This is a genomic window from Limibacter armeniacum (assembly GCF_036880985.1).
GTDB lineage: Bacteria > Bacteroidota > Bacteroidia > Cytophagales > Flammeovirgaceae > Limibacter > Limibacter armeniacum.
In genome coordinates, this window is the sequence record NZ_JBAJNO010000008.1 from 2,606,109 (window position 1) to 2,618,994 (window position 12,886).

At 38.1% G+C, this 12,886-nt stretch carries 10 protein-coding genes; 2 read left to right on the forward strand and 8 right to left on the reverse strand.

From position 1 onward, the window contains the following. Window positions 1-28 precede the first annotated feature (28 nt). A complete protein-coding gene (locus V6R21_RS16560) occupies window positions 29-1,468 on the reverse strand; it encodes an SPOR domain-containing protein (protein ID WP_334244746.1) in 1,440 nt (479 codons plus the stop codon). Window positions 1,469-1,724: 256 nt separating this feature from the next. Then, entirely contained in the window at window positions 1,725-3,728 is a 2,004-nt protein-coding gene (locus V6R21_RS16565) for a peptidylprolyl isomerase (protein WP_334244747.1), read from the reverse strand. A 170-nt stretch (window positions 3,729-3,898) separates the two neighbouring features. Here V6R21_RS16565 and dinB point away from each other — a divergent pair, with 170 nt between their 5' ends. After that, the gene (gene dinB, locus V6R21_RS16570; protein ID WP_334244748.1) at window positions 3,899-4,975 is read left to right on the forward strand and encodes a DNA polymerase IV; all 1,077 of its coding nucleotides are present in this window, start codon (window positions 3,899-3,901) and stop codon (window positions 4,973-4,975) included. Between the two features lie 40 nt (window positions 4,976-5,015). Here the strand turns inward: dinB and V6R21_RS16575 are convergent, their stop codons facing one another. The 6 genes from V6R21_RS16575 to V6R21_RS16600 all read right to left on the reverse strand — a co-directional run bounded on the left by V6R21_RS16575 (window position 5,016) and on the right by V6R21_RS16600 (window position 11,958). Then, the gene (locus tag V6R21_RS16575) at window positions 5,016-6,425 is read right to left on the reverse strand and encodes an alkaline phosphatase family protein (protein WP_334244749.1); all 1,410 of its coding nucleotides are present in this window, start codon (window positions 6,423-6,425) and stop codon (window positions 5,016-5,018) included. 39 nt (window positions 6,426-6,464) lie between these two features. Next, window positions 6,465-7,742, reverse strand: a complete 1,278-nt coding sequence (gene eboE / locus V6R21_RS16580; protein WP_334244750.1) for a metabolite traffic protein EboE — start codon at window positions 7,740-7,742, stop codon at window positions 6,465-6,467. Next, complete coding sequence (locus V6R21_RS16585) at window positions 7,693-8,946, reverse strand: 3-dehydroquinate synthase (protein WP_334244751.1); 1,254 nt, start codon at window positions 8,944-8,946, stop codon at window positions 7,693-7,695. Before V6R21_RS16585 ends, eboE begins: the two co-directional genes overlap by 50 nt. A gap of 44 nt (window positions 8,947-8,990) precedes the next feature. Then, on the reverse strand, window positions 8,991-9,881 hold the full coding sequence (gene eboC / locus V6R21_RS16590) for a UbiA-like protein EboC (protein WP_334244752.1): 891 nt from the start codon (window positions 9,879-9,881) through the stop codon (window positions 8,991-8,993). 12 nt (window positions 9,882-9,893) lie between these two features. Then, window positions 9,894-10,805, reverse strand: a complete 912-nt coding sequence (locus V6R21_RS16595) for a TatD family hydrolase (RefSeq protein ID WP_334244753.1) — start codon at window positions 10,803-10,805, stop codon at window positions 9,894-9,896. A gap of 199 nt (window positions 10,806-11,004) precedes the next feature. Beyond that, the gene (locus V6R21_RS16600; RefSeq protein WP_334244754.1) at window positions 11,005-11,958 is read right to left on the reverse strand and encodes an EboA domain-containing protein; all 954 of its coding nucleotides are present in this window, start codon (window positions 11,956-11,958) and stop codon (window positions 11,005-11,007) included. 675 nt (window positions 11,959-12,633) lie between these two features. Between V6R21_RS16600 and V6R21_RS16605 the strand changes: the two genes are divergently transcribed. Beyond that, a complete protein-coding gene (locus V6R21_RS16605) occupies window positions 12,634-12,861 on the forward strand; it encodes a hypothetical protein (protein ID WP_334244755.1) in 228 nt (75 codons plus the stop codon). Window positions 12,862-12,886: the final 25 nt, after the last annotated feature.

A 12,886-nucleotide genomic window follows, 5' to 3' on the forward strand; every position in this document is an offset into this window, starting at 1 on the left:
TTTCATGAATAATGAGAGCTTTTTTTGTTTACAACGTTTTGTCAACTATCTCTATTTCTGCTCTTTCAAAGATTTGAAATGATTTCACTTTCGACAGTAGCTCATCCTTCGTCAAATGAGCCCTTCTCCTATTAGAGAAAATCCCTAACATAAAATCCGTATAAAACTGTATCTCATTAGCATGTAACCTAAACCTACCTGTATCCAAATCTCTCTTCATTGAGTAAGCCAAAAAACTTTGCTTTCCATCAATTACCACTCTATCTTTTGGCATCTTGGACTTTCGGTTATAGAATTTATTAAATAGCATTTTAGTATACTTCGAATCATTAAATCGAGTAATTTTAGCTTCCCACACTCCTCTCATTTCATTAAAAAAAGCCATTTCACATTGATAATGGCCTGAGAAGTGATCACCATATCTTCCCTTCACTGCTTCTAATTGATGATGTCTAAGAAAAACCAAGCTTTCAGAGTTTGTTCTATTTGCAGGTAAACTGAAAAGAAAATCCCTCAAAGAATTATAATTCCAAATATTACGCTCATTTCCAATCAACTTGGCAACTTCCAGCATTGCATTTTCTTCATTCTGCTTGGATTGGATAAAAACGGTATACCCCAAACTATTTTCAAGCAAGATATATTTCTTATAGTGCTCATTATCTGGAGAAAGTGTCACCAAATACCCTTTCCAATCCTCTTTCCCTTCTACAGTTATCTGATCAATCTTTTCAAATGAATATATTCTCGTTTTTAGAATTTTTTTAGCAAAATAATGAGCACTCAATTGGCTTTTAATTTTAGTCTCACTCCACTTTAGGATATGAATAGTCATTTCTGAACCAGACAGAGGGTCTTGGTAAACTCCCTCTGCTATAATTGCTAACATGGGTGCTAACTGTTTTAAAGACACACCCCTCGGTAAGTCTAGTGATACACGCTTAAAAGGAGGAAAACTGAGTACATCTTGTTTTGGTAAGGTTTCAACAGAGGTGAAGCTCTTCAACTCCATGTTAGAAATTTCAGGAAATGATTTCAGTAAATCATCAAACTCTTGAGAAAGGTCTGGAAAATGTGCATATGTCCGCATTGTAGCTTCATGCTCAAAAGAAACAAGGTCTTCTATTACATTATTGTAATTTTCGACCTTTAGAGAAGTCAAACCAAATTGGCTTTCATATGTAGTTTTTTGCTGAAGTACTTCTTCAATTGTAGCGTATGAATCTGCTAGAACTTTAAACCATTTCCCATTGGATTCATTTTCTAGGCAAACCAAATAAGATTTTATTCCCATTTCCCTAAACCTATTATTGACCTCTTCAGCGACTTCCTTTTCTCTATACTCCCCCATTATCAGAGCATAAGGAGCATCTTCACTGAACTGGCTACCAGATTGACAACCAGATAGTGTCAATAAAAGTAATAGTCCTATTCGGATATAGTTATTGGTTTTAAGAAATCTAAGCATATATGAATCATTGTCTAGTTTTGGCTTCAGTTCAGGGTATTATAATTTGATGTTTAAATTAAATATCCCACACAACTCATCCTCTTTTTCAAATGACAATACCCTTCATACAAAATTAGTCATTAAGTTCTCCTAAAAAATCAATGTTTCACTCATACCTAACAACACCAAATTATATTATGAAAAATAAGATATATAATTGAATTTTTCTAATATTAAGTGTGCTTCGTGTTAGATTTACTCAAGAATTAAAGTTTCAGAAACTAGCCAACACCCCTCCTTCTCTAGCTTCAATTATCAAATCACCAACTTCAAGGTTTTCTATTACAGAAAGTCCACGAGTAACTTCAGCAAAGGCTGTATACCTTCCATCAAGGTGAAAAGCAGGCTGAAGCGTAATAAACCACTGACAACTTTCTGTATCTTTTCCTGCAGATGCTATACCCACCACTCCTTGTTGATAATTGACTGATGATAACTCTGAACGAATTGTTTCATCAAGTCCTCCAAAACCATCTCCTCTTGGACAACCTCCCTGCACTACAAAGTTTGGAACTACCCTATGAAAAGTTTTACCATCATAAAAGCCTGTCTTCAGCAACTGATAAAATAAAGCAACTGTAGCAGGTGCTTTTTCAACAAGTAAGTTCAATTCTATCTCACCTTTTGAAGTGGTGATCACTACCTTCTGTCCTTTTGGAATCTCCTTAACTTTCTCCCAATTGATACCATTATAGTTTTGTTTCGGAAAGTGTAATCCCTTATCCAGTTCACCTTCAAAATAGTGTAACGTTTTTTGAAGTTCAGCATAAGCCTCCACATCTCTAGGCATTTGCAAAGACTTCATTACATCTGAAATAAAACTATAATCCTTTATGGTATTACGGTAACCGTACTCAGGGTTTCGCAATGCAATTGATGCATAATAAATCTGTGCTATATCTCTACTTTCAATCGCATTTCTGAAAACAGTTTCAAAGTCACTTTCAACATTTGGATGCTCAACTTTAAGGATTTCAAAATCTTTATCATTCCGAATTTGAATCAACCCTTCCATTGCAGCAGTAATCAAAACAGGATGTGCCGTTTCTTCCAGAATATGGATCAAGAATTTGTATTGTGAAGGGGACTCAGCCATAGCCTTCAGTAGCATTCCCTGTTCATATACATTTGCTGAGTTCCTATATAAATACTCGATCTGCTGAAATGTGTACCTGTCTTTGGGATTTGCATTTAGAAGTGCTCGCAAAAACATGGCTCTTGCCCTAAGATTTGTAATCTTTTCAGATGCAGCCAAATAACCTTTTACCTGCAAAGGTTTTACCCTTCCATAAAAATGCTGTGAAGCTGTCACCGTTACATTTGGAGCAGGATCCATCATTAGGTTGAAAATATCTTTCTCAACCACCAAACTCGAATAATCGCTGAACGCCCTAATAATACTTACTTTGATTTCACTAGAAACCTCCTCAGTATTCAAGATGTGCAGTAATGTACTTTCTATCTCTTCAGAAGGAGTTAACCTACCAACAGCCAAAATGAGAGAACTTCTTACGTTGTTTTGCTCCTCATCCACAATCAGTTTTAACAGATGGCTGGCTTTGCTATCCAGCATTTGACCTTCCACTACCCGGCTCAAATAAAATGCTGCAAGCTCCCTCACTACCAAACTATCACTTACAGTTAGAATATCAATTGCTGAATTAATACTATTGACAGATACTAACCCTCTTAAGCTTGCTCTCATTATTCCAGCAGCCTGCCCATAATAACTGACATTTGATGAGGATTGAAAAGATGCCAAAAATTCCAAACCAGCACCTGAAGCACATTTACCAATTGCTTCAAGCAATACAGCTTGGACTTGTGGCTGATCATTTAACTCACTGACCATTTCAATCATTTCATCTTCTAGATATGTTTGACCGATTTGCCCCAAAGCAAACGCTGCAGCCTTCTTTACATTTGCAACTGTTTCCTTCTTCAGTAATTGAATTAAAGGTCTGGCTGCTCGCATATCCTGTACCGACCCTAGTGCATCGGCAGCTTCTTCACGATAAATCGGGTCTGAATGATGCAAATAGGTAATTAAAGAGTCAGTCTGTCTCTTGTCTTTCAAATCATAAATTTCACAAATATCTGAATCTGAGAACTTATTTTTTTGAGAGAGAAAGTCGAATGCGGACTCAATAGAGGTTGTAGACCTTGAGCATGAAATTCCCACCAATGCCACGACCGTCAATAGTCTCCATAATCTCATAAAAAGTATATCTATTTAGTTTTAGCGCTTTTCAATTCTAATCAACAACCACTTTTTCTGACAAAAGTTTTATGTATGACAGAACCTCTGTTTAGAGAAATAATTCTTTGTCTAATCAATAAGTATCAATTAAAAAAATTATTTCCTTTGTACAAAGATAAGCAGGAATTATGGAGACGCTCAGAAAGATTATACATATTGATATGGATGCTTTTTATGCATCAGTAGAACAGCGTGATAATCCGTCTCTTAAAGGAAAGCCTGTAGCAGTTGGTGGTTCCGCCTTACGAGGAGTTGTAGCTGCAGCAAGTTATGAAGCAAGAGCTTTTGGTGTTAGATCTGCAATGCCTTCCTCTCTAGCTAAAAGGAAATGTCCTGAGCTGATTTTCATCAAACCTCGATTTGAAGTCTACCAAAAGGTATCGAAACATGTCCGAACAATTTTTCATGAATACACTGACCTTGTAGAACCCCTCTCATTAGATGAAGCTTACCTCGATGTAACTGAGAATAAAAAAGGATTGAAATCTGCCATTAACATGGCTATGCAGATCAGGCAGCGAATCAAATCGGAACTAAACCTGACTGCCTCTGCCGGTGTATCATTTAACAAATTTCTGGCAAAGACAGCATCTGACCTCAATAAACCTGATGGGTTGGCTGTAATCTTACCAGGTGAAGAAGAGAAGGTTCTAGACCAATTGGCTATAGAGAAGTTTTATGGTGTCGGAAGGGTTACAGCAGAAAAAATGCGAAAGCTTGGTATCTACAGAGGTAGAGACTTGAAAATGTGGCCCAAATCAGACTTGACACATATGTTCGGTAAAGCGGGTAACTACTACTTTAATATTGCAAGAGGGGTTGATAACAGACTCGTCACCCCCAACCGGGTTCGAAAGTCAATTGGAATCGAAAATACTTTCTTTGATGACTTGCTCACTATGGAAGAGGTTAAAAATAAGTTGGAACAACTTTCCTCAAAACTTTGGGAGAGGTTACAAAAGGCAGGAGCACATGGCAAAACACTAACCCTTAAAATTAAGTATCACGACTTTGAGCAGATTACCCGAAGTAAAACACAATTGAATAACTTTCAGGATCAAAGAGAGATTATGGAAATAGCCAACGAACTTCTGATAGAATTTGGAGAAGAAGATTTTAAGATCAGGTTACTAGGTTTGTCCATTTCTAACCTCAATAAAGAGATTGAGCAAAAAGATTATCAACTAAGTATATGGGAAGAATAAAAAAGCCATATAATCAATCTTACATGGCTTTTTTTGGTACTTAGTCAATGTCAAAAATATTCTGCATGGCATTTTCTTCTTCTAATACATGCCTCATCAATAGACTATAAATGTCAGGAGCCAAATATTGCTTACCATTCACCCAGTCTTTTTTCTGAGTGATGAATACTGGCCAATCCAACTCCGACTCAGGCACCCTGCCATGAGACCCTTTAACCAATGAAGGATTAAGAGGAATAATATCAAGCAATGTCCTGAAACCTATTTTACGCTTCAACAGTTTCATTCCAATATTAAAAAGCGGATTCTTTAATTCAGGATCGATAAACAATTCCGCAGGATCATAACCTGGTTTTCGATGAATATCTACAGTCCGAGCAAAGTCTGGTGCCTTCTTTTCATTAAGCCAATAGTAATAAGTAAACCATGCCTTAGGAGTTGCAATAGCAACAAGCTCACCGCTTCTTTCGTGATTAAGTTTATGAATATTCTTTCCTCTCTCATCCAAAACCAACTCTACTCCTTCCTGTGCAGCGATCAACTCTTTTATAACCGGAACATCTTTCTGGTCTCGAACATAGATATGAGCTACCTGATGGTCAGCAACAGCAAAAGCTCTACTCGCTCCCGGATCCAGTATCTCCTTTCCCATTTCTTCTTTAACATTCAGAAAGCCGTGGTACCTTAATATCTGATTCAATGAAACAGGTGTGTCTACATCTGTAATTCCATACTCAGATAGGATAACTACATCAGCCCCTTTACTTTCATAATAGGTTACTACTTCCTCGCAAAGCTGATCAATGTCTTCAAGATCTTTTCCAATTTTAGAAAAATCAATACCGTATTTCTGAAGACCATAATCCAGATGAGGAAGATAGATCAGTGTTAGTGTAGGGTCGTGCCATTCATCCACCAACATAGACGCTTTAGCTATCCAACGACTTGCTCTTATATGCGTATTAGGTCCCCAAAAATTGAATAGAGGAAAACGTCCTAACCTATTTTGTAACTTTTCTCTTAAGTAAAGTGGCTGAGCATATACGTCAGGTATCTTACGGCCGTCAGCAGGATACATTGGACGCGGAGTTACAGAATAATCAGTAGTGCCATACATATTGTACCACCAAAACATATTGGCACAGGTAAACTGAGGGTCTATAGCTTTTAACCTGTCCCATATTTTAGGGGCCTGAACAAGATTAGAAGACTGCCGCCAAAACTTCACTTCACATTCTTCTCTGAAATACCATCCGTTTCCTACGATTCCATGTTCTTCGGGCCATTCTCCTGTCAGATAAGTATATTGTGCAGTTGTAGTAACGGCTGGAAATGATGGCTTAACAGTCACGCCTTTTCCTTTCTTCATCCATTTGTTTAAGAAAGGCGTATGTGCACCAATCACTCTTTGGGAAAGCCCAACTACATTTATTACTACGGTTTTATTCATTTTAGCTATTGGCTATGAGATGGATTAATCAAGTCGAAATTACTTGTCAGTTTTAAGTAGAAACACTCTTTCTAATTGGTCTTTGACCCAAGAAATTTCTTTCGTCACACATTCTTCTAAAGTAGAAGGACGAAGATTCTTAGGCATTACTTCCCATGTATATGTTTCCACTTCCAAGTGTTTACATGTGGTATATCGAAAGAAGTGCTCCAATGTACTAATTACTGCATGCTGAGTTGAAGAGAGACTTTCTAGGGCATCCAAAAAGACAGGAATATGGTAATGGACTCTCCATTTTTGGGGATACTCATTCACTTGCGCAACAAAAGCATCACACAAGTCCTTATATCTTAAGATTGTGCCGTCTGACAATTGATTAGCTACTTGATGAAGGTATACATAGTCTTTCAATGCTGAAAGTGAAGATAACAACTTCTGATCTCTTTCTTTCTGACCTGTAAAGTTTGCTTCAACTGCCGAACTGATTTGAATCTTTCCTATTCCAATCTGATTCTCTGCATATGACTTGAAAGAGGATACAGGATCTTCATAAACCAATGCTAGATGACAAACATCAAAACAAACTTGAATATGTGTTCTTATTGCATTTTCGGCCTCCTTTACAGAAATCCCTTTATGCTGAATTAGATACCTAATTCCTATTGGAAGTAACCAAGTATTGAAAAAGGAAATCACATCTTCAGTAGACTCCAGCATTCCATCAGGTTCAGGCTCAATATCTATATGTATGTTTTTAGCAGTCTCTATTTTCAGGTCATATAATTCTCCCACTAACCTGCTCAATCTATTGGCACATACCTTATACACCTGATTGATTGCAGCTGTATTACTACCATGCCAAGGTGCATATGACAATGGAGAAGTAGAAATACTTCCATCTTCCTCAAAGTGAGGTAAAAGCTTCGCCAATATCTTAGAAAGCTTCAGTGTATAATCGTACCGCTGGTCTGTCATCCAATCGGGCCTATGTACATTATCTTTCACCCTTTCCTGATGAAATGTTCCAAACGGAAAACCATTGAGTGTATGTACATACAACTTATTTTCATCAAGCCATTCCTTGAATTTAGAAAGCTCTTCAATATTTAGGTCACAAGCAGCCTGGTAACCGATTCTCAAGCCTGTACCCATCCACTCATTAGGACAAACTTCCTTTTTCACCTGAGGTAAAACACTTTGGAGCTTTGCTTTTATTTCACTCCAGTTTTCACCTGATATGTTATTGGTACAGTAGCTTAAATGATATTTATCCGTGATGATCATCTTCAGGAAAATTAGAGGTTCTTGTAAATCCATGTTCAATCCCCACGGTAGTACGTGCAAGACTGGTTCTGTTATCAGCCGGTGAAAGACTTGCCAATAGATCAATAGCCTTTTTCATTAGGCTTTCTTTAATATGGTGCACTTCCACTCCTTCCCCAATATCCTTTAGCATCATGACTGTCAGGACACCTCCCAGATGCTCCCTAAATTCCTCTAATCCATCCAGCACTTCGAACCTACCATTTATGGCATGTCTCATAGCTGGGTGATACAGTTTTAAGCCTGAGGAATGAATCAGGTTCAGCACACGGTGCCAACTTTTCACGGGTAACATTCCAGATAAATAAGCATAGGTAACGTCCAAGGCTATTCCAACGGCTACAGCTTCACCATGGAGCAAGCTATAATTGGTAAGTTGTTCTAACTTATGTGCAGCCCAATGTCCAAAATCTAGTGGTCGAGAAGACCCTCTTTCAAATGGATCTCCACTATTACCTATATGGTTTACATGAAGTTCTGCGCACCTGAATATCAGTTTCCCCATTGCTTCCTCGTTCCTGAACTGAATATCCTTGATATGCATTTCTATAAAATCAAAAAAGTTAGCATCCTTAATCAAAGCCACTTTTATGGCTTCCGATACTCCTGCTAACCAATCCCGATCTGTCAATGTCCTCAAAAAGGTTGTATCATTAATCACAGCTTCGGGAGGTGAGAACGTTCCTATGAAATTCTTTTTATTGAAAGCATTGAAACTGTTTTTCACCCCTACACCTGAATCGTTTTGAGATAGTACAGTAGTCGGAATCCGGATATGCTTGATCCCTCGGTGGGCAATGGTTGCCGCAAAGCCAACAGCATCCAGCAATGCTCCACCTCCAATGGCAATTAGGTAAGCATGACGATCTATTCTTTGCTCATCTATCAACTCAAGAATACTCATCAAGTATTTGATATCATTCTTGATGGCTTCTCCTCCCTGAATCACAATTGGGTTGATAGGCATATTAATCCTACTGGTATGATAAACAGAATAGCATTCGATCTTCGAAATCAATTCTGGGTGTTCTTGGTGTACACCGCTATCAATTATGAATATTACTTTAGGAGGAATATGCTCTTTAACAGGATGGATAAGTGAGGCTAATAAATTATTTTCTGACTCGAAAATCCCCTCAGTAAAGATAACTGGGTATTCATAAGTCACCTGAAATGACTGAGTTAGTGTTTTTTCCATTGGTCGGTGATTTGCAATCCATTACTATGAAATTGCGACTTCAATTAAGTGACTGCAAATAGCCTTGAAATCACAAATGAGATGGGCAGCAGTAAGAATATCAGTAATGATAACAGTAGTGATGAAAAGCCTGCTACCAATGCAGCATCAAAAATGATTAGCGAAAGTACTCCTACCTTCACTGCATGCTTGATAAGTAAAGGTTGTTGCTTTTTAAGGGCATCAAATAGTGGTGAGAAAATCATTACTGATAATAGCAATAGCCAAGGTGCTGCTGTGTATAAGCTGAATGCTGTGAAGCTTGACATTAGACAGACTGAGAGGATGACAAATCCATAGATTGTTGCCGCAATTTTTAATGAGGATCTATTCTTTCCATGGACTTCTCCTTGACTGATTAGTGTTACTGCAAATATGTATAGCAATGAGAAAACAGCTACCCAACCTACTGAACCAGTAGCACCTTCTACACCACTGATTCCTAATAATAAATTGGCGCCTCTACAGCCCCCCATAAACAATGGACCTGCCACCTTCAGATGCTTTGCCCATGCATTATAAAGGATAGCCATGACTGCAATTCCAATTGCTATTATTAATGATAATCCTGAAACCATACTAGCGGCGAACACTCCTCCGCCCATCAATGAAAGTGCAAACCATGTAGCATTGGCTTGGGATATTTTTCCACTTGGAATAGGTCTTTCTGGTCTTTCAATCCTATCCAGACCAGCATCCAGTGCATCATTCAGTGCAACACCGCCACCATACAGACCTGCTGTTGCCAAACATAGCCAAAGCATATCTTGCCATGACAGTATTGCGGACATTGTAGCTAATGCAACAAGATACCCTGCCAATATATCAGCAACGGATGTAACCACATTGGCTGGGCGCATCAATGTCAGGTATGCCATCGTGTTTACTCCTTTCATAGTTTCAAGGTCTTAGCTTATGATATTATCTGATTCAACTAGAGGGTCTTGCCCTCTCAGGACACTGTTTTCATTGAACTGTCTGCGCTGATCTATAGGTATACGGTCTTCCCAATCACTTTCCTTCATCTGACCGCTTTGGCTGTAAGCAGCTAATGCATTCTGATAGCAAACCATGTGTACATGTTCTTCAGGAATACCCATATCCAGCATCAGTCTAGCTGTCTTTGGTACAGCCAATGGGTCACTCACTCCCCAATCAGCAGAGCTGTCAACAATGATTCTTTCAGGACCATATTTTTTTACAACAGCTGCCATTCTTTCATTTCCCATTTTGGTTCTTGGATAAATGGTAAAAGCTGCCCAATACCCTCTATCCAACACAGATTCAACCGTCTCTTCGTTGTTATGGTCTATGATTACCATTGACGGTTCAAGTCCATGTTCTTCACAAACATCCATGCTTCTGATCGTACCAGCTTTCTTATCGCGGTGAGGTGTGTGAACCTGAACAGGCAGGGTAACTAGTTTCGATAACTCTAATTGCATTCTGAAGTACTTGTCTTCAGCTGCTGTTTGGTCATCATATCCGATTTCACCAATTCCTACTACACCTTCCTTGCAAACATACTTTGGCAGCAACTCCATTACAGCTTCTGCAAGTGGCTCATTGTTGGCTTCCTTTGAGTTCAATCCAATGGTACAGTAGTGCTTAATACCGAACTGACTTGCCCGAAACCTTTCCCAACCAATTAAGTGATTGTAATAATCCTTAAATGAACCTACTTCTGTCCTAGGTTGTCCCATCCAGAAAGATGGCTCAATGATTGCCACAATTCCTGCCTTCGCCATTCTCTCATAATCATCGGTTGTTCGGGAGGTCATGTGGATATGTGGATCTATTAGTTTGAGTTTTTTATCCATATCAGTAGTATTTCTGGTGCTGTTTGTAAATACAGAAATTGGTTCTAGTTTTTAGCTAAGACAGCAGTCAAAGAAGTACTGCTGTCTTTAAAATGATTGAAGAAATGGCTTTAGCCTTCAGCTAAAAGATGATTGACAACGATAAGGGTTTTAGGCTTTAGCTACAGGACAGAGCGATTTATTTTGAATGCATTATTAGTTATTCAATATCTATTGGAGCGTAACCACTCCCTGCCTGCTGATAACCCTCTGGTATTTGTTTCTGCTCCCAAAAACTGACACCCAAGTCATCCCAGGTTACATCCTTATTATTTCTTGCTACTCCCAACTTCTCAATTAGTTTCATTGCCTCTTCACTGCCGTCATCTTTACATGCCAAGAAAGCAGCAGCTTGTTCGAATGGAGACCCTTCACTCAAGAGTTTTTTCATTAAAAAATGAAAGTCATCTGGTGCATATTCACCTACAAAACGCCATAATTCAGGTGATACATCTCTATGGGCAGCCCAACGTTCCTTTACATAATCAATTAATATTTTCGAGAGCTTAGTATTGCTTCTCTTATCCGCACCAATCAAACGGTATATAGGCCTATCGGTAAAAATTGACTTGACAACAAGCTGATTCCAAGCATTTTCTTCCAAATAGGCTGCAGGAAATGGGTTATTTTGGGTAATGGCATCAAACACATTGGTCATATTTGTCCTAACTCCTTCTTCTGCCAATGACACAAACTGAGATGGGTATGGTAAAAGTGGTAGCGTCTTATAAATAGCTTCCAACTCCATCATATCTGCAGTATCTATTAAGTTTTTTACGATGTTACAGGATCGTACTTCACCTTCCCAATCTAGTATCAATAGTAAGTATGATCGTACAAACTGAACTTCTGACCACCCTACAGGTTTACAACCATACAACTTCTCAAACTCTTCCGCATAACCATTAAGGTCTGGCTGTCTGGTGCTTGAAAAATATCTGGAAACCAATGAAAAGGCCATACAGTATCGAAGCTCCTGAATAATAGGAAAGGTGGCAGCATGAATAGACAACGTGAGCCAATCAGTGTTTGATTTGGTAGAAAAGGATGAAATGATTTGGCTAAGGCACTCCTTGGACTGTGTAAGTTTTAGTGAGTAATGGTCAAAATCCATAGGGTCTGATAATTTTTTTGCAATCACCTAACTTCTTTTGGTCAAACTCAATCCTGTTATCAAGATTAAGAGTAATACCGCTTGACCGGTTTAGAATGATTACAATAATAGTATAGTCTGGTTGTCGCAAATGTAATGTACAAACTACCTCAAGGCAGTAATCAGCAAATGATGAAGGGTATAATAGGTATTGACTTCCAACAGCATAAGCCTAAGTAGCAAACTATGTATCTACCTCCCTTTGAGGATATGATACATTTCTTTCTGTCCAAAAAAGCTTGAACAGCATTCGTGTAAGAATTTGATCTTATATCAATTTAAGAAAGGGATACAAAGCGTGCAATCATTCTAGTATTGTATTTTTCTTAATTCTGATAACAAATCCTAACACCGTTCATTTGCTAATGATTTTTTTAAATAATTCTCCACAAAATAGGATTAAATACATGTACCTTCGCTCGTTAGCCTACCTTATCACCTACTTTAAAGTAAAAAAATCAAGACCTAAAAAAATGATAATTCATATTGGATTATTTTAGTGTAAAAACCTGCCATGTTAGTTTAAATATAAAAAATCTCAGAATCGCAATTTCTAACCTTCCTGAAAACCATTGACTAACAGCTTATGTTATAAGCTTTAAGAAGTATATATATAGAAACCCAAATAACCTCGCTATGCAACAACTTAAGGATTTACTTCAAGAGATTAGCCTGATTACGCTTGAGATTGAGGATAACTATCCTGAACTGTATCAGTATTTGGATGAAAACCCAATAACAATTCCATCCAATGCACACCCAGAAATGGATTTTGAAACCATGAAGTCGTATTTACAAAGCTTAAAAGAGCTTCTAAAGAAACATATAGAAACTGGACACCCTGCTGACGTTAAAGACAAGTAGTCCAATAAAAAACAAGTCCCTTCAT